Annotated in this window: 21 protein-coding genes; 10 read left to right on the top strand and 11 right to left on the bottom strand. The window is 58.6% G+C overall.

The annotated features are described in order from the left end of the window. Nucleotides 1–57: 57 nt before the first annotated feature. Together FHT70_RS21905 and FHT70_RS21900 are read left to right on the top strand one after the other, a co-directional pair. Nucleotides 58–411, top strand: coding sequence for a cupin domain-containing protein (locus FHT70_RS21905; protein WP_183704798.1), 354 nt, complete (start codon nt 58–60; stop codon nt 409–411). A 234-nt stretch (nt 412–645) separates the two neighbouring features. Beyond that, nucleotides 646–1,494 carry a GNAT family N-acetyltransferase gene (locus FHT70_RS21900; protein WP_183704797.1) on the top strand — a complete coding sequence of 283 codons (849 nt, stop codon included), beginning with the start codon at nt 646–648 and terminating at the stop codon, nt 1,492–1,494. A 401-nt stretch (nt 1,495–1,895) separates the two neighbouring features. Here FHT70_RS21900 and FHT70_RS21895 read toward each other — a convergent pair whose 3' ends face one another. From FHT70_RS21895 to FHT70_RS21880, 4 genes are all read right to left on the bottom strand, one after another. Then, a complete protein-coding gene (locus FHT70_RS21895) occupies nt 1,896–2,426 on the bottom strand; it encodes an Lrp/AsnC family transcriptional regulator (RefSeq protein ID WP_183704796.1) in 531 nt (176 codons plus the stop codon). Nucleotides 2,427–2,730: 304 nt separating this feature from the next. Next, entirely contained in the window at nt 2,731–3,411 is a 681-nt protein-coding gene (locus tag FHT70_RS21890) for a GntR family transcriptional regulator (protein ID WP_097601011.1), read from the bottom strand. A gap of 103 nt (nt 3,412–3,514) precedes the next feature. Continuing rightward, complete coding sequence (locus FHT70_RS21885) at nt 3,515–4,885, bottom strand: aspartate aminotransferase family protein (protein WP_183704795.1); 1,371 nt, start codon at nt 4,883–4,885, stop codon at nt 3,515–3,517. An 8-nt stretch (nt 4,886–4,893) separates the two neighbouring features. Then, nucleotides 4,894–5,970 carry a phosphotransferase gene (locus FHT70_RS21880; RefSeq protein WP_183704794.1) on the bottom strand — a complete coding sequence of 359 codons (1,077 nt, stop codon included), beginning with the start codon at nt 5,968–5,970 and terminating at the stop codon, nt 4,894–4,896. A gap of 497 nt (nt 5,971–6,467) precedes the next feature. On the opposite strand from FHT70_RS21880, the gene FHT70_RS21875 reads away from it, so the two are divergent. Continuing rightward, nucleotides 6,468–7,157, top strand: a complete 690-nt coding sequence (locus FHT70_RS21875; protein ID WP_183704793.1) for a haloacid dehalogenase type II — start codon at nt 6,468–6,470, stop codon at nt 7,155–7,157. A 229-nt stretch (nt 7,158–7,386) separates the two neighbouring features. On the opposite strand, the gene FHT70_RS21870 is transcribed toward FHT70_RS21875, so the two are convergent. The 6 genes from FHT70_RS21870 to FHT70_RS21845 all read right to left on the bottom strand — a co-directional run bounded on the left by FHT70_RS21870 (nt 7,387) and on the right by FHT70_RS21845 (nt 13,330). Beyond that, nucleotides 7,387–8,709: an FAD-binding oxidoreductase gene (locus FHT70_RS21870; RefSeq protein ID WP_183704792.1), complete on the bottom strand. Its 1,323-nt coding sequence runs from the start codon at nt 8,707–8,709 to the stop codon at nt 7,387–7,389. A 19-nt stretch (nt 8,710–8,728) separates the two neighbouring features. Then, on the bottom strand, nt 8,729–9,154 hold the full coding sequence (locus FHT70_RS21865; RefSeq protein ID WP_183704791.1) for a RidA family protein: 426 nt from the start codon (nt 9,152–9,154) through the stop codon (nt 8,729–8,731). Next, nucleotides 9,154–10,332 carry a DSD1 family PLP-dependent enzyme gene (locus FHT70_RS21860; protein WP_183704789.1) on the bottom strand — a complete coding sequence of 393 codons (1,179 nt, stop codon included), beginning with the start codon at nt 10,330–10,332 and terminating at the stop codon, nt 9,154–9,156. The genes FHT70_RS21865 and FHT70_RS21860 overlap by 1 nt, the downstream gene beginning before the upstream one ends. Before the next feature lie 78 nt (nt 10,333–10,410). Further along, on the bottom strand, nt 10,411–11,136 hold the full coding sequence (locus FHT70_RS21855) for a 4-hydroxythreonine-4-phosphate dehydrogenase (RefSeq protein ID WP_183704787.1): 726 nt from the start codon (nt 11,134–11,136) through the stop codon (nt 10,411–10,413). A gap of 11 nt (nt 11,137–11,147) precedes the next feature. Further along, a complete protein-coding gene (pdxA, locus tag FHT70_RS21850; RefSeq protein WP_183704785.1) occupies nt 11,148–12,122 on the bottom strand; it encodes a 4-hydroxythreonine-4-phosphate dehydrogenase PdxA in 975 nt (324 codons plus the stop codon). Beyond that, a complete protein-coding gene (locus tag FHT70_RS21845; RefSeq protein ID WP_183704783.1) occupies nt 12,119–13,330 on the bottom strand; it encodes a four-carbon acid sugar kinase family protein in 1,212 nt (403 codons plus the stop codon). The genes pdxA and FHT70_RS21845 overlap by 4 nt, the downstream gene beginning before the upstream one ends. Before the next feature lie 106 nt (nt 13,331–13,436). On the opposite strand from FHT70_RS21845, the gene FHT70_RS21840 reads away from it, so the two are divergent. Then, nucleotides 13,437–14,306 (top strand): LysR substrate-binding domain-containing protein, encoded by an 870-nt coding sequence (locus FHT70_RS21840; RefSeq protein WP_183704782.1) that lies wholly within the window; start codon nt 13,437–13,439, stop codon nt 14,304–14,306. A 121-nt stretch (nt 14,307–14,427) separates the two neighbouring features. On the opposite strand, the gene FHT70_RS21835 is transcribed toward FHT70_RS21840, so the two are convergent. After that, nucleotides 14,428–15,096 carry an FCD domain-containing protein gene (locus FHT70_RS21835; protein WP_097601001.1) on the bottom strand — a complete coding sequence of 223 codons (669 nt, stop codon included), beginning with the start codon at nt 15,094–15,096 and terminating at the stop codon, nt 14,428–14,430. A gap of 204 nt (nt 15,097–15,300) precedes the next feature. Between FHT70_RS21835 and FHT70_RS21830 the strand changes: the two genes are divergently transcribed. The 6 genes from FHT70_RS21830 to FHT70_RS21805 form a co-directional block, all read left to right on the top strand. Next, nucleotides 15,301–16,971 (top strand): ABC transporter ATP-binding protein, encoded by a 1,671-nt coding sequence (locus FHT70_RS21830; RefSeq protein WP_183704915.1) that lies wholly within the window; start codon nt 15,301–15,303, stop codon nt 16,969–16,971. Between the two features lie 31 nt (nt 16,972–17,002). Further along, nucleotides 17,003–18,673, top strand: coding sequence for a peptide ABC transporter substrate-binding protein (locus FHT70_RS21825; protein ID WP_097600999.1), 1,671 nt, complete (start codon nt 17,003–17,005; stop codon nt 18,671–18,673). 72 nt (nt 18,674–18,745) lie between these two features. Next, the gene (locus FHT70_RS21820) at nt 18,746–19,696 is read left to right on the top strand and encodes an ABC transporter permease (protein WP_097600998.1); all 951 of its coding nucleotides are present in this window, start codon (nt 18,746–18,748) and stop codon (nt 19,694–19,696) included. Nucleotides 19,697–19,728: 32 nt separating this feature from the next. Continuing rightward, complete coding sequence (locus FHT70_RS21815) at nt 19,729–20,607, top strand: ABC transporter permease (RefSeq protein ID WP_183704781.1); 879 nt, start codon at nt 19,729–19,731, stop codon at nt 20,605–20,607. 157 nt (nt 20,608–20,764) lie between these two features. Continuing rightward, nucleotides 20,765–22,099, top strand: a complete 1,335-nt coding sequence (locus FHT70_RS21810) for an FAD-binding oxidoreductase (RefSeq protein ID WP_183704914.1) — start codon at nt 20,765–20,767, stop codon at nt 22,097–22,099. A 159-nt stretch (nt 22,100–22,258) separates the two neighbouring features. After that, the coding region (locus FHT70_RS21805; RefSeq protein WP_348649561.1) for an acetyl-coenzyme A synthetase N-terminal domain-containing protein at nt 22,259–22,497 on the top strand (239 nt) is incomplete at its 3' end.

Below are 22,497 nucleotides of genomic sequence, written 5' to 3'. Positions count from 1 at the left end.
GAGGCTCCGAAGACGGAACAATGACGCAGGTATATGTAGCAAGAATAGGAGAGATGAATGTCCCTACTGAAAACCATCGACCCGGATCCATCCTTCGAGCCGAAGCATAGAACTGCCGAGCCGGATCGCCTCATTTCGGGCAGCCCCGCTTTCAAGACGTGGCTGCAGGACACCGCCAAGGACGGCAAGGTCAATACCGGTGTTTTCGAGGCGACGCCCGGTGAAACGCACTCCATCAAAGGCGAAACCTTCGAATTTTGCCATCTTATACACGGTGTGATCGAACTGACGGAGAAGGACAAGGACCCGGTCATTTATCGAGCCGGCGACAGCTTCGTGATGAAGCCGGGCTACGTCGGGGTCTGGAAGACGATCGAGACGGTGCGGAAGATTTTCGTCACCGTCACCTGATCATTCGAGCAAACGATGCCGTCATAACGTTCATCTTCGCATCTGCAGGCGGGACGGGGCGAGGCGGCAGGCAAGCCGTTTCGGTCGCCGAGATTTGAACCTGATGGGCGGTTTGTCCGTCGCTCTTTACTCGGCTTGTATATCCGTGTCGTCCGGCACGGCCAGGAGTCTCGCTTCTCCGCCGCGGCTTCATAGATCCTTCGCTCTTATCAATGGTGAGCAGGAGACCTACGAATGGATGAACTCATGCAAACGGAATCGATCATTCTTGCCCCCTTCGAGGCTCATCATGTGGGCGGAGCCCTCGCGCTGTCGCGTGCAGTGGGTTGGGCGCACAGGAGGGAAGACTGGGAAATGATACGGTCTCTGAGCGAAGGACGCGTTGCGCTCGCCGGCGACCGGGTTGTGGGTACCGCCCTCATGACTCCCTTCGGCGACACCTGCTCTGCCATTAACATGATTATTGTCGATGAAAGCCAGCGAGGCCTGGGGGTGGGAAGAAAATTGACCACCGCCGTGTTGGAACTCGCTGGTGAGCGTGAATGCCGATTGACGGCGACGATTGACGGCTTCCCTCTATATGAAAAACTCGGATTCATCGCGACCCACCAAATCCTCCGTCATCAAGGCATTGCCGGTCAGGTCGGTGCTCCTCATAATGTTGAGTGGATCGGGCCTGGCGCGCTGCCGGCAATCAAAGCGCTCGATCGTATGGCATTCGGGGCCGACCGTGACGCGATATACAACGTCCTAGCGAATGAGGGGAGTTTCGCCGCCATCCGGAAAGGTGATCGTATCGTCGCATTTGCGGCAACCCGGTTGTTCGGAAAGGGTGAAGTCGTCGGGCCCGTCGTTGCGGAAAGCCCGGAACAGGCGAGGGACTTGCTTGCCTTCATCCTCTCGGGCAAGGAAGGTCGCATTGTAAGAGTCGATATCCCTGAACAGACCGGCCTTTCGTCATCGCTTGCGGATTGGGGGCTGCCTAAGGAGGGTAGCGTCGTTGCGATGGTTCGCGGTGCGGCGGGTCGATCAGAAACACCGGCCGTCCAAATTTTCTGCCTTGCGAGCCAAGCTATTGGCTGACAGAAAATCCGAAGTGCGATGCGGCGACATTGGACAGATGTGACTGCCACAGGCAAAAAGCGTCTCGCCGCAAAGGCGTCCGCGCGCGTGGCGATCACGAAGATGCACTGAATATTCCGGCAAGGTCGATTATCCGAATTCCCGCGAAACAAGAGCCGCAAACGCTTTTTCATCGTCCCTTTACGTTTATGCTGCGTGTCAACAGGTACGACCATTCTGACGGGCGGCTCCTTAGATGCAATGCTGGCTGTCCTCCACAGCATTGCCGCAGCGCTCGGAGGGCTGGCCGGATCTGAGTCTGCATTGGCGTTTTCCCTTTCTAGCCTTGAGCATGGCGCTCCCGCTCTCGCAACATCCACGGCTCCGCCGCTTTGAAATGATGGGCACCCATAGCCTGTTCTTCAGTCGTGGTCTCTCATCATTCCAGCGGCACGAGATGCCGGCTGTCGAGGTCTGGTACACTGGAGCATGCTTTCAAGCGGCAAATGCATTTTGATCAGGGGCGATTTCAGGACGACGAAGGTGAAGTACTTGTCAATGCCGATCTCCAAATCGCGGAGCTGTTCCATGATCGTCTGGTACTCGTCGATTCCGGTGGTGACAAATTTTACGAGATAGTCGTAGCCGCCCGAAACCAAATGGCACTCGATAACCTGATCGACCTTCTCGATAGCGCTGATAAATCTCGCGAAGTCCCGTTGACCGTGGTTTTTCAGCGTGATTTCGGTGAACACCGTCAGCGTCTGACCCAGTTTTGCGATATTGATCTGCGCAGAGTAGCCCTGAATATAGCCCATCGCCTCCAGCTTTCTTACCCGCAACAAACAGGGACTTGGCGAGAGGTTGACCATTTCCGAAAGCTCGACATTCGTCATCCGGCCATTCGTCTGCAGTGCGTTCAGTATCTTGACGTCAATCCGATCAAGTTTCATTGGCTAATTCCCACTGATGAGGATGGCGCCGGCGAAATGGCTTCCTTGCTTTGTGATCGTTCCAAGTCATCGTCGGCCACGTGTCTCTAGAAAATCGAAGAGTGGATCGCGTCGCAGACGGCCTCGGTAACCTCCCGGGTAGTGGCTGAGCCGCCCACGTCGGGAGTAAGGATTCCGTGGCTCAAGTTGACTGCCGGCGACCGTTACCGGGCATGCGATTGGCGTCGAACCCGCGTCGCCGGCATCCTCAGCGCCGCCCGAGAGGCGGTCTTTTCCGAAACGTCACATTCCCAGGGAGCGCTGGTCAGCGTTGATCGAGCAATTTGATCTGGAGATCTTCCCAATGCTCCTGGAATGCATCCCGCGCCGTATCGTAGTGACGGCTCCTCAAGCTGTTGATGAGCCGCTCGTGTTCTTCCGCCATTTCTTCAGCGGTGGAGTAGAAATCCTGCCGCTGTGCGAGAAGAAGCTCGATCTCGCCCTCAAGGTCCGAGTAGGTCCGCTTGAGCCGAGGGCTACCGCTGGAGGCGATGATCGCCCGGTGGAAGTCGCGGTCCGCAGCAACCAGCAAGGATCTGTCGGAGGACAGCGTCGACCTGTGCATGACATCGACCGCCTCCAGCGCCTGAGAGGGGATAATGCCGGTCAGCACGATCAGACGTATGGCCTCGCCCTCAATGGCGCCGCGCACCCGCGTGATATCGACAATATCGTCTGGCCCGAATTCGGGCACCACAAAGCCCCGGTTCGGTATCTGACGCAACAGACCTTGCGTGACGAGCACCTGGGCTGCTGTACGGAATGTGTGCCGCGAGGTCGAATGCTCTTCGCACATCTTCACGTCGCGTAGGAATTCGCCCGGTTGGAAGTCCCCTGACAAGATTCGCCGTCGCAAGGCGTGAGTCAGGACCTCCACTGCGCTGCTGGGCGGCTCGACGTTCATCTCTGGATCTTCGGCTCGGTTCTTGGCGGGCAGCGACGGCATGGCTTTGGCTTTGCTCGTTGTTTATGTCGTATACCTACGCCACATGGGGCGGCGCAGGGCAAGGGAGATGACATCGTGCCTCTGCGCTGCATGCTGGCGGCTCCTAGATCTGCACGGACCGAAGCGCCTCGTCGACGCCTTCGAGCAAACGCGCCGCGTTGGCCGATGTGAAGATGAGCGGGGGCCTGATCTTCAGGATATGTGCGTCCGCTCCCGTCGCGGATATAAGGATGCGCCTGTCGCGCAGGGCATTGACCGCCGCAAGCGCTCGGTCCATGTCGGGTGTTTTCCGGTCTCTGTCCGTAATGAGTTCAACGGCGAAATAGAGGCCGGCCCCACGAACATCGCCGACAAATTCGTATTTTTTCTGCAGACTCCGGAGGCCGTCGAGAATTTCGCCGCCGACCTTGACGGCATTGTCCAACAGGCCTTCCTCGAGAATCGTGTCGAGCACGGCTCTTGCTGCGGCGATAGCGACGGAGTTGCCGCCAAACGTATTGAAGTAGCGCATGCTGGATCCGAATTCGGCAACGAGTTCGGGCCGCAGCACCACGCCGGCAACGGGATAGCCGTTGCCCATGGGTTTGCCCATTGTGACGATATCCGGATCGACTTTGTGACGGTTGTGGCCCCAAAGATGGGTGCCGGTCCGCCCGAATCCGGATTGCACCTCGTCGGCAATGAACAGGCCACCAGCCTTGCGCACAACTTCCGCCACCGGCGCCAATACGTCCGTCGGATCGACGTAGAGACCATCGGAAGAGAAGACGGAATCTGCGATGAAGGCCGCTAGTCCGCCGCCATGCCGCTCCATGTCGGCGATCTGTCGTGCGACATCCTCCGCCATCCGCCGGCCGATTTCCTCGACGGGCAGGCGATAGGAATCCGGCGCGGCAACCGTGCGAAGATAGGGATCCAAAGCCGACTTCCTGCCGAGCGACGGCGAGATTGCCGCCACCGCGCCGCTGTTGCCGTGATAGGCTTCCGCCGTGACGATGACGCCGGTTTTGCGTGTGTGGTAGCGTGCGATCCGCAAGGCGAGATCGTTGGCTTCCGAGCCCGTGCATGTGAACATCGCGCATCCGATCCGGCCGAGTTCGCCACCGAACGTATTGATCAGGGCTTCGGCATAGTCCAGCAGCGGCTCCTGCATGTAGCGCGTGTGGGTACAGAGTACCTCGAGCTGCTTCTGGATCGCCTCGACGACACGCGGATGAGAGTGACCCAGCGAAACCACGTTGTTGTAGGCATCAAGATATTCGTTACCGTGCTTGTCATAGAGGAAGACGCCCTTCGCACGGCAGATCTCAACTGGCGACTTGTAGAAGAGCCGATAAGCAGGCCCGAGCAGCCTTTGCCGCCTGGCGACATGCGCCAGATCTTCACTTGTGAGATGAGACGTGTCCTGAGGGTTGAAGCCATTTGGCATGTCGCCACGGAAGCCCTTGGGCAGGGTAGTCGCTTGTTTGGACATTGTTGTTCCTATCGTGCCAGAAGATCGCAAATCTGTGCGGTCGAAATTGAGTGAAACCACTCGAGGTGGGCCCAGCCGGCTTCTGTATTGCGCAGGATATAGCGGCCATTCTCGGGGAAGATCTCTGCGCGCCAGCATGTCAGCAGCGCACGAACCGCAAGACGTCCCATCGACAGGAAGGGAATGAGCCGGAGCTCCTCATCCGTCAGTTCGGCATGGCGGAGATAACCGCGCAGAACGTCGCGCGCTTCGTCGAACAGGTCTCGCCGGTTCCCATGGTCGAACGTTTTTGGCATCTGGTTCATCAACGCCGTAGAGACATCGACGGCGATGGCGGTACGAACCGCATCGCCGAAGTCGATGACGCCGGTCAGGAACTGTGGATTGGTGTGATCGACGACCAGGTTCGACGTATTGAAGTCGTTGTGGAGCACTTGCTGCCGGCACAGATCGAGCTTCGGCTTGATTTCGGCAAACCGCTCGAGTGCACGGACGGTCCAGGCCCGCTTGCCGCCCTCAGGGATGAAACTCAGCAGATCGGTCAGGTCGAGCAGATGGGTGACGTCCCATGCCACCGTCCGGCCGTCCGCGGGGTGCGAGAAATCGGCCATTGAATGACGCAGTTTTGCCAGGATTTCGCCGATCCGTTCACGCTGTGGAGCTGTGCAAGATGTCCGGTCGAGCGGGGTGCCGGCAAGGAAGGTAATAAGACGCACGACTCGCCGCTCGCCGCCACTCGTAGTGACAATCGGCAACTCCGCCCCGTCGACATCGCGAAATGTGCGGGGGATTGGTAGATCAGGGGCTCGCTGCTCCAGATGACGCATCAGCGACACCTGGAAATCGAGTTCCTCGATCCGCTCCGAAGGATGAGCGATCTTCAATACAAACTTCCCCTGGGCGGCGCAGTCGAGGAGGAACGTGTCGTCCTTTTCTGTTTCAAAGCGCGTTGCCGAGCCGCGCGTGCCATATAGTCGCTCGGCAATTCGTTCGGCTTCTGCAGTGCCCACGGTATGGCACGCCTCGGAAAGCTCAGGGACGCGGGCTGGCCCGCATTGATGCTTGTAACCCATCTTCAAACTCATTCCCGTCCTGCCTCGGAAGGGCAGTTTCGATGACCTCAGTATGTCATACTTCAATTTTTGTACAACAATTTATTTCGATGGCGAATGGGATCAATTTCAGCTTTTTTGATGACTTCAAGCTTGGCCAAGAAGAAAAGCGTCGTTTATTCAACGCAATAGATGGCTGCTGATGGCTGTTTTAGTGGCGAGGCGCACACGTCGCCGGGAAATTTCAGAGCCGAAGGCCCAAAAATTGTTGGACAATCTGTTGCCATTGTCCGAAAGTTATGCCAGTGTGCTCCCACTGGTCGGAATGCAGTGAACACGTCGGATTGATCCGCTTTAGTGGATTGGCCAGGTATCTGAAAAGGCAGAGGAAATTGACCAGATTCGCAAAGGTACCTGCCGCGTCCGCATTGGGGGTCCGTCGGGACCGCGACCTCTTAGACAGGCGGCATGCCCGCCACATGACCTTGGATAGGCACACCGTGCCATGAAAATTGGAAGGAATACATGCGATGACTGAATTTCGACCGAAGTACGTGACCTTCGACTGCTACGGCACGCTCACCAATTTCGACATGGCCGGCGCAGCGCGACGCGTCTACGGCGAGCGCCTCTCCCCTGAAGCGATGTCAGCCTTCATCGAGGCTTTCAGGGGCTATCGCCTTGACGAGGTGCTGGGCCCATGGAAACCGTTCGTCGAAGTGGTTCACAATTCAATCGAACGCAGTTGCAAACGTATCGGTATCCCGTTCAAACCCGAAGACGCGCAACGGATCTATGATGAGGTGCCAACCTGGGGTCCGCACCCGGACGTTCCGGCTGGCCTGTCCAAAGTGGCCAAGGAAATTCCGCTGGTCATCTTGTCGAACTCCATGAAAAGCCTGATCATGTCGAACGTGGAAAAACTGGGCGCACCCGTCCATATGGTAATCACGGCAGAAGAAGTCGGGGCATACAAACCTCTGATGAAGGGCTTCGAATACATGCTCGACAAGCTCGGCTGCGGACCGGAAGACATCACTCATGTGTCCTCATCCTTCCGCTACGACCTGATGACTGCCTATGACCTGGGCATCAAGAGCAAGGTCTGGGTCAACCGCGGCCATGAGCCGGCCAATCCTTTTTACGAATACATCGAGATCAAGGACATCGGTGGGCTAGCCGCCGCCGTTGGCCTGGAGCCAGCCCTCAAGCGTGCTTGAAAACAGGGCTCAGGCGCTGTTGCTATGATGAGAGGGGGCGCTCCGTTCGCCTCCTTCTTATCGTTCGAAGGAAACAAGCACGGCCTTTCGCAAACTCCTCCCTCAGGCGTGGCCAGCTGTCCCGGGGCACTTCGGAACCCCCTGGTTCCTGCTGCTGGTCGGCATATATTGCAAGACGCTGGACAGCGTCGGCTAGGAAAATCTGTCCTGCACTGGCCTTCCCGCACGGTCAGAGACCGCCTACCTTCACTGTGGAACCGTCAAAGAAGCGCGACAGCCGAAAGGGCGCGGGATCGACGCAAGGCCTATCGTTCGCAACCAGGTCGGCTGCCAGGCGGCCGATGCCCGGGCCAATGCCGAAGCCATGGCCGGAACCGCCCGCGGCCAAATAAAGCCCTTTCACATGATCGGACGCCGAGATGACGGGCACCGCGTCCGGTGTGCAATCCACATAGGCGCCCCAGCTGTCGGCGATCTCAATGCCCCTTAGCGCCGGGAACTGTTCGGTGACGCCTTTCAGAATAGCCGCGATCGTCCTGCGGCTCGGTCTTGGATCGAGAACGCGGATTCGCTCGAACGGCGAAACCCCATTCTCGTTCCAGCGGGCGAAGGCTTCCGGTCCGTGAAACATCGATCTCCCAATGCCGATCTGGACCGCTTTCAGTCGCTTCAGAAACATCGGCATGAACCAGCGCGCATAGCGGAGGCCTTGCGGCGTGATATCCAAGGTCGCCCTGCCGCTGATCGCAAGCGTGTAACTGCCATCCAGCCTGCGGGTCAGCGAGCACTCCGGTGTATAAATCGCCTCGCCGAGACTCGTTGTAGGGCGTGTACGAATTGCGGTTTGGCGCACGCTTGCCTGCGGGAACTGTACGCCGTACTGGCGACAGAACAGGGAGGCCCACGCACCGCCGGCGTTCAGAACGGCCTGCGATCTGATGATACCTTTTTCCGTGATGACGCCCGCAACTGCACCATTGACAATATCGAGGCCTCTCGCAGCGCATTCCTGGTGGATCGTCGCTCCGAACTTCCGGGCACCATTCGCGATCGTCGGCGCCGCAATGGCCGGCTCGCCCTTCCCATCATCGACGGAATGGACGCCGCCAAGCCACCGGCGGCCTTGCGCGGGAATTCTGTCATGCGCCTCCTGGGCAGTCAGCATCTTCGTATTGACGTTGAATTGCCGGGCAAGATCAAGCCATTGTTCCCATTCCGCCAGCTGCTGCGGGTTGTCTGTCGCATAGAACAGGCCGCATTGGCGGAAGCCGACGTCTTCGTCGATTTTCGCAGCAAATTGGTCCCACGCCTGCATGGAAACCCCCGAGAGCGGCAGTTCGCGCTCATCGCGGTTCTGCCGCCGGCACCAGCCCCAGTTTCGGCTTGACTGCTCACCCCCGACATATCCCTTTTCAATCAAGGCAACGGAGAGCCCCCGCTCTGCGAGAAAAAATGCCGCCGATGCGCCGATAATGCCGCCGCCGATGACGACGACGTCGGCCTTCGCTGGAAGCTCTTGATCGCTCTGTATGCGTTTGAGGAATGGTGACATCGTGGCTGACCTGAATTGATTAGTCGGAGCTGTTTTCTGTCTGCCGCGCCGGAGCGTCTCGCGCGAGAACGGCGACCGCGTCGATCTCGACGAGATAGCCGTAGTGCAGTTCGGGCACCGGAACCACAGTGCGCGCCGGGCGCGCCTCGCCCAGCCGCGCTGCATAAACCTGGTTGAAGCGCGGCCAGTTGCTGACGCCAACGATGTAGGCCGTCACCCTGACGAGATTGTCCGGGCTGCCGCCTGCGGCTTCGAGAACCGCCAGCATATTCTCGATAGCCTGCCCCGCCTGCGTCTCGAACTCATTGTCGGGAAGCGGCGCCCCATCCGGCCGAATCGGGAGCTGCCCTGATATATATAGATGCTCGCCCGCCAGTTTGGCCTGGACATAATGACCCGCAGGGCGGGGCGCGAGGTCGGTATAGATGGTCACGACGTCCGACATCACCAGCCTCCGAAGCGCGGCCAGCAGGTCTCAACTGCATGCGAGCCACCGCGGACAACATGATAGACTGAGTGCTGTGCTGCGGTTGCGCAAGCATGGTTCGGCAGGATCCGCACCCTGTCTCCGACCGCCAGGTCAGGCAGGCGAGCGTCCGACCCGGGTCGCACGGCTATAATTCCATGCTCCTGATTTGCATCGGCAACAATGATGTCGAGATAGGCGTTGCCCTCGAGGTCGCAGACGAGGCCGTATCCCTGATCGACGGCCTGCTTGCCGGTGCCACGGTCACGCGACAGCGACATCCATCCGCCATCGGTGATGATCCAACCCTTTTCGCGCTGATGGCCGATTACCGTCGCCAGAACGCTGAGCGCGATGTCGTCGACTTGGCAAATGCCGATGCCTGCCATTACCAGATCGAAGAACACGAACACGCCGGCGCGGACTTCGGTCACTCCAGTAAGGTCCTTCGCGTGGTGGGCCGTTGGCGTCGAACCGACACTGACGACCGGGCACGGCAGACCCGCATCGCGCAGAAGACGCCCGGCATCAACAACGGCCAAGCGCTCCGCTTCCGCATAACGCTTCTGCTCCGCGACGCCCCCACCCTTATAGCTATCCCCAGCATGGGTCAGAACGCCACGCAGCTCAGCCCCTGCCGCCAGGATCTTTCCGATCTCCAGCAACTGAGCATGATTGGCGGACACCACACCCGAGCGATGGCCATCGCAGTCGATCTCGATCATGGCTGGGATCCGCATTCCGGCGTCTCGGGACGCCGCGGCAACCGCCTGCGCCTGCTCGAGGGTATCCAGTACGACCACGAGATCGACGCCCTTGGAGCGCAGCTCAACGACACGTGCAAGCTTTGCCGGCGCGATGCCGACCGCATAGATCATGTCGCGAACCCCATCGGCCGCGAAGTTCTCGGCTTCCTTTAGCGTGGAAACCGTCGCCGGTCCCTCGGGCGCACTCATGACCCGCCGGGCCACGTCGATAGACTTCGCGGTTTTCAGATGCGGTCGAAGCGACACGCCCATGCCATCGAGCCGGTTTCGGAGACGGGTGATATTCCGGTCCATCCGCTCCGCGTCGAGAACCAGACAGGGCGTTTCCAGCGTCTCGAGGGTGGTCGTGGCCGCTAAGCGAGTGGAGGGGTCGAACGTCGTTAGATCCATCTATCTAATCTCCAAATTCGAAATTCACCTTGGCGCTAAACCGTAAAGATTGCAATTAATGGTCGGTGAAGGTTCGATTCAGCAGGTTATTAATGGTGACAGCGTGATATCACCCGCGTCAGCCTGAATCCGCGTGAGCACGTCGATCTCCTTCTCGACCTCCAACCGCAGATTGGAACTGCCTGAGAACGCCCCATTGAAAGCCGCCGTGCCGATGGTAAAACCTGCGGCTCCGGATCGTACGACGGCCGCCATCCTTTCAGGACTGTCGATCGATCCGGCAACGACGACAGGCTTTTCGACCGCTTCGCACACGCACGTCATCAACGCTTCGACATCGCCGTTGAAGCGATAGGCGAGCAGATCGAGACCGCTTACACCCTGGATCGCCGTCAATTGCCGGGCACTTTCCACAATTGTTTCGATCGTCCCTTCGAGCCTGCTCGGATGTCCCACGATCTTGCCGGGGAAGGGATAGTACTGGATGTTCCTCCCAGCGATAATTGGCAAAACGACATTCGGTCGGGTTCCACCCATCAGAATGTCGACGCCAAGGTCAACGGCGGCCTGCGCGGACCGGCGCTCACTCTCCTTGTCGAGGCTGACAACTTCCAAATAGAGCGTCGCGCCCGCCTTCTTGATCGCAGAAGCAAGGCCCAAAAGTTCATCGAACGGGAGGCCGATATCCTTGAACCCCACATGTCTGATGCCTGCGGCAAGCACATCCTTGAGGCGCTCGGCCGCGTCGGCAACGGTCCGATCCTGATTGGTCAGCATGAAAATGAAGTCGGGAGTCTGGGGCATCGAAAGCGCTCCTAGATTGCGTTGAGAAGCAGGGCCTGATCGAAGGCATAGCGAAGAGAGGAATGGTCGGCCGTGCCCCGGCCCGCGATATCGAATGCGGTGCCGTGATCGACGCTGGTACGGATGAAGGGCAAGCCGATGGTGACGTTGACGCCTTTGTCGAGGCCGAAATACTTGACCGGAATGAGCCCCTGATCGTGGTATTGTGCAACGACGATGTCGAACTCGCCCTTGCGGGCCCGCATGAAAATCGTGTCTCCGGGCCACGGGCCGGAAGCGTTTATTCCACATTCCTGAGCGCGCCTGATCGCTGGCGCGATGATGTCGAGATCTTCACGCCCGAACATGCCGTTTTCACCGGCATGGGGATTGAGGCCGGCGACCGCAACGCGGGGCGAGGCGATGCCATAAGCCTTGCCTGCCTTGTGCGCCAATTCGATCGTTCTGAACACCGAATCCTGCGTCACCAAGTCGATTGCGTCGCGCAACGACACGTGGATCGTCACAAGAATGACACGCAACTCGTCGTTGGCCAGCATCATCGCAAACTTGTCGGTCCCCGACCGTTCGGCGAGGATTTCGGTGTGGCCGGGATAATTGAGCCCGGCCTTCTTCATTGCTTCCTTGTTGATCGGAGCGGTCACGATTGCTCCGATGTTCCCTGCCAGCGCTTCGTCGATCGCTCGCACGACATAGTCGTAGCTTGCGCGCCCGGCGCGAGCGTCCACCTGACCGATCGGCATATCGTCCGGCAGATCCGAGATATTGAGTACGGGCATGAGCGTCGCGTCGGGGACCGCCTCATCGACCGACGCGATGGGCTGCACTTGGAGAGGAAGAGCCAAGGCCCGAACCGCGCGTTCCATCACCTTTGCGTCGCCGATCACCACCGCCTGCTCCGGCAGTCCGTCCGCGAAAACGCGCGCGATGATTTCCGGGCCGATTCCACAGGGATCGCCCATCGTTATGCCAGCAGGTTTTTTCATTTCTTATCTCCAAGCCAGAGGCCCCGAAGCAACTCGGCTGAATTCAGCAGGATATTGGACGAGCCGAAGCCGCCCGCCTTTGTGATGATGTGAACAGGATGGGGGCCGTTCGTGCGGCCCACCGGGATGCCCGGATCGACCTCGCCGAGGAGATTGAGAGAGCCGATCTCGAGTTCCTTCAGAACGGATTCGGCGGTGTCACCGCCAGTCAGGAAGAGTCCGGTCACCGGATAATGCTCCATAATCGCGCGGACAGCCTTGCCAAGAGCGATCGCGATGGACCGAGGAGCGGCGGAGGTAGCACGGTCCGACGTGGTTAGAATAACGTCACCGCTGGTTCCGGATTGTCTGTATTGGGCAGCGGCGTTTTCGGCTGCGAGGTCGGCCGAGCGAGACGCCACCTCTGCGTCGATGATGATCTGCCGGACGGTGCCAGTGCTCATCAGCCGTGAGCATTGCTCGCGGCTCAGGGGATTGACGCTGCCAACGACGAAGAGATTGATCGCCGCCGCGAGGGGCAACAGTGTGGGGTCATCGGCGCGACCCACATAGTCTGCCAATGCGATTGCCAGTCCTGGAGAACCGCACCAAAGGATGGACTTCGGATCCGCCGCCGATTTCACCAGCCGAGCCAGATCTTCCTGCGTTGTTGCATCGGCGATCAACAACTTCCGGTGATCCGCGGTCAGTTCGCCGGCCTTCAATACACGGAGTTCCGCAAGCCCAAGGTGACGGATCTCAGCCTGCGGGATATCTCGAAACAGATACCGAAGGTGCGAGTCCGCTATGGGGTGGAGCGGGTCCTTTGCAAACTCGGTTTCCTCCAACGGCACGCCATGAAGAAGCTGACGCCCTCCTTTAGTAGTGCGTCCGCCTGCAGGGAAAGCTGGAGCGACAACTGCGATGGTCCGGCCAGACGCCGCGAGCGCGGCTTCTATCTCAGCTCCAACGTGGCCGCGAATGGTGGAATCAACAGTATTGTAAAGAATTTCTGCGGATGCCACGCTTTTTGCCGCCTGTGTCGCCCGATCGACAGCGTCCTTCACGGATGCGGCCCGGCTTGCCTTGTTAATAGAGATGATCGCCACATCTTCCGGCGATGATCGTCGGTAATCGGTGAAGACAAGGCATCTGTGCCCCATACTCACGAATGGTGCGGCGCCATCCGTTGCACTTGTCAGATCATCGGCCAGAATTCCTACCTTCAAAGTCGCCGTCCTATCGGTTTTCGTGTGACGAGGAGATACTAGCGCTATTGCTTTTGCCGGAAAAACGATCAATTCTGACTGAAATCCGTCACTTTAACTCACAGATATGGCCGCACGATTCCCATCTTTATCCGCGCTCAGAGTGTTTGAAGCAGCTGCACGGAATTTGAATTTCGGGCGTGCCGGCGATGAATTGTTCGTTACACACAGCGCCGTCAGCAAACAAATCCGCTTGCTTGAGGACGACTTGGGAGTGGCCCTTTTTGAACGAAGAAACAGGGCCGTTTTTCTGACCGATCCAGGGCGGCGTCTGCTAATGACGATGAGCGAAGTGTTTCGCCAGATCAGCAAGTGTTGCGACGAAATCAAGGGTGGCGGCTCGGCACCCCTTGTACTTTCATGTGAACCGACATTCACGCAGCGCTGGCTGATTCCGCGCCTTCCGTTGTTTAACGCACTTCATCCTGAGATTGAGGTTCACGTCTTTGCCGCCGGTGGCCCTGTGAACTTCGACAGAAGTCATATAGATCTGGCGCTACGGAGAAGCGATTTCGGCTGGCCGCCGGAACTGTTTGTGGAAACGGTAGTCGAAGAACGCGTCGGCCCCGTGTGCGCGCCAAGGCTGTTAGCTTCCGGCAGAGATGAAATCCTCTGCTTGCCTCGCATTCATTCGGCCACCCGTCGAGATGCGTGGACGCGGTACATCTCCGACAACCAACTCGCAGATCCAAACCCACCCGGCAGCCAGGTCTTCGAGCATTTCTATCTGAGTATCGAGGCGGCAATCGCTGGGCTGGGTGCTGCGATCGGCCCAGAGCCGCTCGTCGCCGACGCTGTGGAAAGCGGGCAACTGGTGGCTCCCCACGGGTTTTCCGGCAACGGCTACAGCTACATCCTGTTGAGCCGACTTCCTTTCGAAGACGATGCCAGAAAACGAACCTTCCTCTCCTGGCTTCGGCGACAGGTTGCTCCCTGAAGCGCGCAATTTGGCAACACTTCGGCGCCGACCTCTGCGTCAAATGGCGAGAACGCATCCGAGACGGTCACGGCGGGACACGTGAGAACACGCCTGGAGACCAATTGCTCAGACCAATCTCTCAAATGCTAGGTCCGAGTATGTTGGTTCTGGCTTCAATGATGTGGTCGTACATCGTTCGCTCGGCCTCTCTGCTGTCACGATCCTTGATTGCGTCCAGGATAGCCTGATGGCTGACGATATAGGCCGTCATGCGCTCTGAGGTCAGCGATTGTTCTTTCATCTTCCCCCAGAGGTTTCCCGCCCGTACTGCGTGTATGCCTTCATAGAGGGAGGCTAGAAGACCGTTACGCGCGGATTGGACGATGATGCGATGAAAAACGGCGTCCCACTTCTCGAACTCGCCCATAGATTCCGACGCATTGCCCCGGGCGATTGATTTCTGCATTTCTTCGACTTCCTGCCTGGTCGCGCGTAATGCTGCCAATGCCGCGATCTTGGGTTCTATGATCAGCCGAGCCTCAAAGACTTCCGCCGGATAGGTGCGGAATGTGTCTCCTTCATAGGTAGCCGGCGGGCGAAGGGCGCTCGAGCTCACACCGCTGCCAGCGATAAAGGTGCCTCTGCCGACGTGCCTGATAAGGCGGCCTTCCTTCTCCAGCGAACTGAGCATCCTCCTAAGGGCGGTACGCGGCAGCCCGAGTTTCAGCGCCAGGTCGCGCTCCGGGGGGAGTCGATCACCTGGTTCCAGACCTTCCGCTTCAATGAAGTCTTTCAACACCACGCTCATATGACCTCCAACAAATATTTTGCGAAACCAATTTGATCTATATTGACACCAATGGCAAGACCAATCTTATATTAGTCACAGAACCAAAGCCGATTGGTTGCAAATGAGATCCTAGAATAAGCTGTGCACCGCTCGAGAGGCAATGAGCGGCACGCGTTAGGCAGCGACGAAAACTCAATCAAGAAGCTGCGTAGAAAAGGAGATATATCGATGGCAACTGAAGCTGTTACAGCAGGCGACGCAGCGCTTTCGGTGCGTGCCCTGACAGTCGACCTGCCAAAAGGCATGGAACGGGCTCATGCCGTCGAAAATGTATCCTTCGACCTGAAGCGTGGCCAGATCCTTTGCATCATCGGCGAGTCTGGATCGGGCAAGTCTGTAACCGCAAACACCATCATGGGTCTCTTGCCCAAGATTATTCCGGTCTCATCGGGTGCCATCAATCTCGATGGAACGACCATAGTCGGCGCGCCGACAAAGAAGCTGCGCCAGCTACGCGGCCGCGTCGTGTCCATGATCTTTCAGGATCCGCTTTCGGCGCTCAACCCGCTGATGACGGTGGGCGAGCAGGTTACTGAAGTGATGGCGGCCCATGGTCTGGGCAACAAGGCCTCGCGCCGTGACCGCGCCCTCCAATTGTTGACTGAAGTGGGCCTGCCGGATCCGGAATTGATGTACCACCAGTATCCCTTCCGGCTTTCCGGTGGTCAACGCCAGCGGGTCATGATCGCGATGGCGCTGGCCCTTGAGCCGACCGTGCTGATAGCAGACGAACCCACGACAGCCCTTGACGTAACCACGCAGGCGCAGATCCTGAAGCTCATCCGAGACATCCAACGCCGCAAGGGAATGAGCGTCATGTTCATCACCCACGACTTCGGGGTCGTGGCAGAAATCGCCGACAGCGTCGTGGTTATGGAGAAAGGGCGGATTGTCGAGCAGGGCACCGCCGATCAGATTCTCAAGTCACCCAGCCACCCCTACACCCAGCGCTTGATCGCAGCCGTTCCGCGCCTCACGGGCGAGGACAGAAAACTCAAGGTGCAAACGAGCGACGAGGCAATTCTGACCGTCAAAGGCTTGTGCAAGACTTATCGCAGCGGCAGTGCGCTGTTCGGAAGTCAGCGTGTCGTGCCTGCAGTGCAGGACGCCTCATTCACCTTGGTTGCTGGCCGCACCCTTGGCATTGTCGGCGAAAGCGGCTCCGGAAAGTCGTCGTTGGGGAGACTCCTGATCAAGCTTCAGGACAGCGACAGCGGTCAGATCCTGTTTGAGGGCAAGGACATCGTCAAGCTCTCTGAATCCGAGTTCCGGCCGCTGCGTCCTCGGATTCAGATGATTTTTCAGGATCCCTTTGCGTCGCTCAATCCGCGCTCAACTATCGGTCAGATTTTGACCGTCGGGCCCGTCGCACATGGGATGCCCTACGCGCAGGCGCGCGACGAAGCGCGGGCGTTGCTATCTCATGTCGGTCTCGATGCTGGCGCCTTCGGCCGCTACCCGCACGAATTTTCGGGTGGTCAGCGCCAGCGCATCGGCATCGCGCGGGCCTTGATGTTCAAGCCCAAGCTGCTGATTGCCGACGAAGCAGTCTCCGCGCTCGACGTGTCCATCCAGGCCCAGATCCTCAAGCTGCTTGACCAAATCCAGCGCGAGACCGGCGTATCAATGGTCTTCATCACGCATGATCTTCGTGTCGCCAGCCAGATCTGCGACGAAATTGCTGTGATGCAGAAGGGCCGGGTCGTCGAGCGCGGCCCGCCGTCTCAGATTTTCCTGAAACCGCAATCCGATTACACGCGTGAGCTTGTGGCAGCAATCCCAGGAGAACGAAGCAGAGACAATTGCGAAAGCGTAATCGGCTCACGGCAGTAGGTTCCTAATGAGCAAAAAGAGAGGGAATGAAATGACAAAAGAGTCTACGACCAAAACGAATATTTCTCGGCGCGACGCACTGCGCCTCATGGCAGCCGGCGGCATTGCATGCTTTGCTGCCCCCAACCTGATTGGCAAGCCTGACATTGCCTGGGCACAGGACAAGAAACCTGCCGGTCGCGTCGTGGTCGGGCTTTCGCAGGAACCGACCGTGTTCAATCCGCTCATGGCACATATCGAAACGGACGATGCGGTCCATTTCTCGCTCTTCGACGCCCTCTTTCGCATGGATCCGCAAGGCGTGCTTCAGCCCAATCTTGCGCTAGAAGTGCCCACGCAGAAGAACGGCGGCATCTCGGCGGATGGCCTGAACTGGCGCGTTCGCCTGCGTGATGATGTTCGCTGGCATGACGGCAAGCCGTTTACGGCTGAGGACGTGAAGTTCACCCTCGAACTGATCACCAATCCGAAATTCCGAGCGTGGCGCACAGGCGGTCATTCCTTGGTGCGCGACCTAACGGTGGTTTCGCCAACTGAAATCACCTGGCGGATGGAGCAGGTCTTCGCTCCTTACCTGTCATTTCTCACCGAGACCTTCATCGTGCCAAAGCACCTTCTCGAGAATGAGGCCGATCCGAACGCAGCAGCCTTCAACCAGGCACCCGTCGGCACGGGCGCCTTCAAGTGGAGCCAGCGCGTGGCCGGCGACCATCTCGAGCTGGCAGCGAACACGGATTACTTTGGGGACGGCCCCTATGTCGAACAGGTTGTATTCAAATACATCCCCGACCAGACGGTGCTCTACACCCAATTCAAGAGCGGCGACATCGACCTCACAGACCAGGCGTACATCACGCCCGACCACTACGACGAAGCCAGCAAATTGCCGGGCCGCGTGGTGAGCCTGGTCCCCGGTGCCTCTGTCGAATCGTTCTATCTCAATCTCGAGCGGCCGCAGTTCAAGGAACTGGCGGTGCGTCAGGCACTCTATGCTGCAATGGACAGAGCCGCGATCATCGACGCCCTCTATTTCGGCGTGGTGACAACGACCGAAACCTTCATGCCGAAGGAGTCGTTCTACTTCAATCCGAAGCTTCCGGCACAGGAATTCAATCTCGACGCCGCACGCAAGCTCCTCGACGACGCCGGTTGGGTACCGGGGTCGGATGGGATCCGTGAAAAGAACGGCGTGAAACTCGCATTCAACAATTCGACGACATCGGGCAACAATCTCCGTGAGCAGGTGCAGCAGTTCCTGCAGCAAACGTTCGCAGAAATTGGCGTCCAGATGACGATCTCGAATCTGCCGGCGGCCGTCATGTTTGGCGAATTCTGGCTGAAGTCACAATTCGACACGGCGATCTCGGGCGTTACGCATCTGATCGCCGCCGACCCCGATGCAACCAATCGTCTTGCGAGCAGCGCGATTGCCGCGAAGGGTGGAAAGGGATCGAACGTCGGCCAGTATTCCAATCCGGAAGTGGATGCGCTGCTGAAGAAGGGCGCCCAGACCTTCGATCCGGAAGCGCGTCGTGAAATCTACTACCGTATCCAGGAAATCGTGCGTCAGGACCTTCCCTTCCTTCCTCTGTTTGCCGCCACCTATGTGGTTGGCAAGAAGGAAGGCCTTGAAGGCTGGGAGCCGAACACGAACACGCGCACGGCATCCTGGCATGCTGCCGGCTGGCGCTGGAAGAGCTGAGTTCACCTCCCGCCGTCGCCGCCGCGCCTCGCGGCGGCGACTTCTGTTGACGCTATCACAGGGAGAGCCTGAATGCGCAGCTTCCTAATTAACCGGTTCGCTCAGAGCCTCGTACTGCTCCTGATCGTTTCCGTCATCGGCTTCGTGGTCCTCAACCTGATTCCGGGCGGCCCCCTGGCACAATTCGGGCTCGATGCGAGCATGACTCAGGACGACTTGAACCGACTGGCGGAGCAGTTGGGCCTGAACCGTCCTCTGTGGGTGCAGTATCTGGATTGGGCCTGGCGCCTGTTGACAGGAGACTGGGGACACTCCTTCCGCGACGGGGCACCAGTTCTCGAGGTGATTGGACGGCACCTCATGGCAACGCTGCTGCTGATGGGCTCGTCCACGGTGATCGCGATCGCTATCGGTACGTGGATTGGTGTTCGCGGCGCTGTAAAGCGTTATTCGGTTTTCGATTATATGGCGACAGTCGGTGCCATGGTGGCCCTTTCGATCCCGACTTTCTGGTTCGGACTGATCGGGATCTACGTCTTCTCGCTCAGACTTGGCTGGCTGCCAGCCGGCAACATGTACACGATCGGTGACGAATCCGTTCTGAACTATCTCCACCATCTCATTCTGCCCAGTGTCGTGCTTGCGCTAGTGCATGTAGCCATCTGGAGCCGCTACATGCGAACGGCTACTCTCGACGTGATCAATCAGGAGTTCATCAAGACCGCCCGCGCCAAAGGACTAAGCGAGCGTCGTATCCTGATGAAACATGTCATCGGCAATGCCCTCCTGCCGATGATCACGCTCCTTGGGATGCAGCTTCCCAGCGTCCTGACGGGTGCTCTGGTCACCGAGACGGTGTTTACCTGGCCGGGCATGGGACGCCTGTTCCTCGACAGTCTCGGCTACAGCGACTACCCCGTGGTGATGGGATTGCTCATGTTCTCGGCGATCCTTGTCGTGGTGAGCAACCTCGCCGCCGATATCGTTGTTGCCATTATCGATCCCCGTATCCGTCTGAGTTAAGCGCCATGAACGCTCATCAGGAGTCAGCCATCATGACCGCCATTGCCGCAAATTCACCCCGGGAGCGCTGGTGGAACAGCCGAACTGCGCACCGCTTCATCAAGCACCATCTGGCCCTCATTGGAATGGTGATGATCGTTCTGCTGACGCTGGCCTGCGTCCTGGGGCCCCACCTGTTGCCGTACGATTCACTTTATATCGATCTGCGCGCCCGCTTCGCTCCGCCCCTGACCGGGCAACATTATCTCGGCACGGACCCGCTGGGACGAGACCTGGCCGCCCGCTTGTTCATGGCGGGGCGGATTTCGCTCCTGGTCGGTTTCTCGGCGATGCTGTTGTCGACGCTGATCGGAACCCTTGTCGGCGTGGTGGCCGGATATAGAGGCGGCCTGGTCGGCACGGTGCTGATGCGTGCCGTGGATGGCTTCCTTTCCTTCCCATCCATCTTCCTCGTGCTTGCTCTTGCCGCGGCATTGAAGCCAAGCCCGATTATGATTACCGTCGTCATCGCTGCTACAAGCTGGATGGAAGTTGCCCGTATCGTCGAGGCGGAGGTTCGCTCTTTGCGCGAGCGCGAATTCGTGCTGGCCAGCCGCATGTTGGGACTGAGCGCAACGCACATCATGTTCCGCGAAATCCTTCCTAATGCCATGGGTCCGATCATCGTTGCCGCGACCCTGACCGTCGCGCGCGCGATCCTGATGGAGGCCTATATCAGCTTCCTTGGCTACGGAATTCAGCCGCCGCTGCCCAGCTGGGGTAATATGCTGAACGGCGCACAGCAATATCTGGGGACGGCGCCTTGGCTGGCGATCATTCCCGGCGCGGCCATAACGATCGCTGTCACAAGCTTCAACTTCATCGGCGACGGGCTGCGCGACGCGCTCGATGTCCGCGGCGATCACAGCTGAGAAACATTTTCACGCGAGAGCAGACGAAACATCCGCGCTGGACGCGTCCTCGACGCCCGAGCATCGGGAGTAGCCCGTGCTCACAAAGACTAACTTTCAAACTTTTATCGCTCCTGTCGGAGATGACTGGAACGCGGTGCCCAGAGGAATAGTGATTATGCCGGTGCAGGTTCAGAAAGTAAGTGATAGCGCCTCTTTTCCAAGCCAGGTTGACGTCGTCGTCATCGGGGCGGGGATCGTGGGTACCTGCACGGCCTATGAGCTTGCGCGCAAAGGGGTATCCGTAGCCCTGCTCGAAAAAGGCATTGTCGGTGGCGAGCAGTCGAGCCGCAACTGGGGATGGGTTCGCCAGCAAAACCGCGACCTCTATGAACTTGCACTGGCCATGTACAGTCTGCGGCGCTGGGAGGAACTGAGCACCGAGACTGGTCGCGACCTCGGCTTCCGCCGAACCGGGATCCTTTACTGCACGAAAAACGAGGCTGATGTCGCCCGATGGGAAAAGTGGGGCCACGCTGCACGTCTTCAAGGATTTCATAGCCAGATTCTTAGCGCGTCCGAGGCCAATGAGCGCGCGTCTGGTGGCACATCCTCGTGGATCGGCGGAGTTTGGTCTCCGACCGACGGGAGAGCTGAGCCTAGTCTTGCTGTGCCTGCCATCGCGGAGGCCGCGAAGGAAAATGGCGTATCGCTCCATCAAAAATGCGCCGTTCGGGGCCTCGACATTAGCAATGGCCGGGTAACAGGCGTGTGGACAGAGCGGGGACTTGTGAAGGCCGGCACTGTTGTTTGCGCCGGCGGGGCATGGGCTTCCCGGTTTTCTCATCGATATGGCATCGAGCTTCCAGTCGCAAACATCTCCGGGACCGCAATTAAGACGACTCCCGCCCCCGAGATCATTCAAGCAGGATGCCTCTCGGCTTCAAACTTCGTGTTGCGGCGCCGGACAGACGGCGCCTACACGATCGCCGTACCGGGACGTGGCACGCTCGACATCACGCCGCGGGGGATGCGATATGCGCTCAAATTCTACCAGATGTATCGCAGCAAGATCGGCAAGAAGTTGAAGTACCGTCTGAACAGCAGCTTCTGGAATGGGCCCGATGCTATCAGCAACTGGGAGAACGATGAAGTCTCGCCGTTCGAAAAAAACCGCATTCTCGATCCTGCGCCGGATGCGGATCTTGTGAAGCTGGCATTGAAGAACCTTGAACGCGAATACCCAGCGCTCAAGGGAATCGGGGTCGAGCGTGCATGGGGAGGGCTCATCGATACTTCGCCAGATCTTGTCCCCGTTATTTCAAGAGTGGAACAACTGCCTGGTTATGTGATTGCCGCGGGGTTCAGCGGACACGGCTTTGCCATCGGACCGGGTGCCGGTCGGTTGGTCAGCGAGATCGTCATGAACGAGACCCCGCTCACGGACATCTCACCCTACAGGCTAAGCCGGTTCCTCGACGGTTCGGCGATCAGACGACCGGAAATGATGTAACGGTCGACGTTTGATTGCAGTCCACGATGCTGCTGTCAGTGTGCCTATAAACCGGCCTCAAACAGACAAATGGGTCGAGACATCAATCAGACAGAACTGGCTTCATAATTCTCATCGAGCGGGATCAATTTTCAAGAGCCAATCACAGGGAGCTAATCAGTGGTCCTCGAGCGCTACACCGTGCCGCGTCTCATCCGCGAACAAGCATTCATAGACCGGGATAAGTACCTGAAATGGTACGAGGAAAGCATCGAAAATCCAGATAAGTTCTGGGGCAAGCACGGCAAGCGGATCGACTGGTTCAAACCTTATACCAAGGTCAAGAACACCTCCTTCACCGGCAAGGTCTCGATCAAATGGTTCGAAGACGGCCAGACGAACGTCTCCTACAATTGTAT

Origin of the sequence: Rhizobium sp. BK049, from assembly GCF_014193135.1 — a bacterium.
Classification (GTDB): Bacteria; Pseudomonadota; Alphaproteobacteria; order Rhizobiales; family Rhizobiaceae; genus Rhizobium.
Note: the sequence above shows the minus strand (reverse complement) of the source record. Positions and strands in the feature narration are given on the sequence as shown.

Excerpts from the sequence above, each read along its gene's own strand:
- FHT70_RS21905 (WP_183704798.1), top strand. The coding sequence starts at position 58 with ATGTCCCTACTGAAAACCATCGACCCGGATCCATCCTTCGAGCCGAAG.
- FHT70_RS21900 (WP_183704797.1), top strand. The coding sequence starts at position 646 with ATGGATGAACTCATGCAAACGGAATCGATCATTCTTGCCCCCTTCGAG.
- FHT70_RS21895 (WP_183704796.1), bottom strand. The coding sequence starts at position 2,426 with ATGAAACTTGATCGGATTGACGTCAAGATACTGAACGCACTGCAGACG.
- FHT70_RS21890 (WP_097601011.1), bottom strand. The coding sequence starts at position 3,411 with ATGCCGTCGCTGCCCGCCAAGAACCGAGCCGAAGATCCAGAGATGAAC.
- FHT70_RS21885 (WP_183704795.1), bottom strand. The coding sequence starts at position 4,885 with ATGTCCAAACAAGCGACTACCCTGCCCAAGGGCTTCCGTGGCGACATG.
- FHT70_RS21880 (WP_183704794.1), bottom strand. The coding sequence starts at position 5,970 with ATGAGTTTGAAGATGGGTTACAAGCATCAATGCGGGCCAGCCCGCGTC.
- FHT70_RS21875 (WP_183704793.1), top strand. The coding sequence starts at position 6,468 with ATGACTGAATTTCGACCGAAGTACGTGACCTTCGACTGCTACGGCACG.
- FHT70_RS21870 (WP_183704792.1), bottom strand. The coding sequence starts at position 8,709 with ATGTCACCATTCCTCAAACGCATACAGAGCGATCAAGAGCTTCCAGCG.
- FHT70_RS21865 (WP_183704791.1), bottom strand. The coding sequence starts at position 9,154 with ATGTCGGACGTCGTGACCATCTATACCGACCTCGCGCCCCGCCCTGCG.
- FHT70_RS21860 (WP_183704789.1), bottom strand. The coding sequence starts at position 10,332 with ATGGATCTAACGACGTTCGACCCCTCCACTCGCTTAGCGGCCACGACC.
- FHT70_RS21855 (WP_183704787.1), bottom strand. The coding sequence starts at position 11,136 with ATGCCCCAGACTCCCGACTTCATTTTCATGCTGACCAATCAGGATCGG.
- pdxA (WP_183704785.1), bottom strand. The coding sequence starts at position 12,122 with ATGAAAAAACCTGCTGGCATAACGATGGGCGATCCCTGTGGAATCGGC.
- FHT70_RS21840 (WP_183704782.1), top strand. The coding sequence starts at position 13,437 with ATGGCCGCACGATTCCCATCTTTATCCGCGCTCAGAGTGTTTGAAGCA.
- FHT70_RS21835 (WP_097601001.1), bottom strand. The coding sequence starts at position 15,096 with ATGAGCGTGGTGTTGAAAGACTTCATTGAAGCGGAAGGTCTGGAACCA.
- FHT70_RS21825 (WP_097600999.1), top strand. The coding sequence starts at position 17,003 with ATGACAAAAGAGTCTACGACCAAAACGAATATTTCTCGGCGCGACGCA.
- FHT70_RS21820 (WP_097600998.1), top strand. The coding sequence starts at position 18,746 with ATGCGCAGCTTCCTAATTAACCGGTTCGCTCAGAGCCTCGTACTGCTC.
- FHT70_RS21815 (WP_183704781.1), top strand. The coding sequence starts at position 19,729 with ATGACCGCCATTGCCGCAAATTCACCCCGGGAGCGCTGGTGGAACAGC.
- FHT70_RS21810 (WP_183704914.1), top strand. The coding sequence starts at position 20,765 with ATGCCGGTGCAGGTTCAGAAAGTAAGTGATAGCGCCTCTTTTCCAAGC.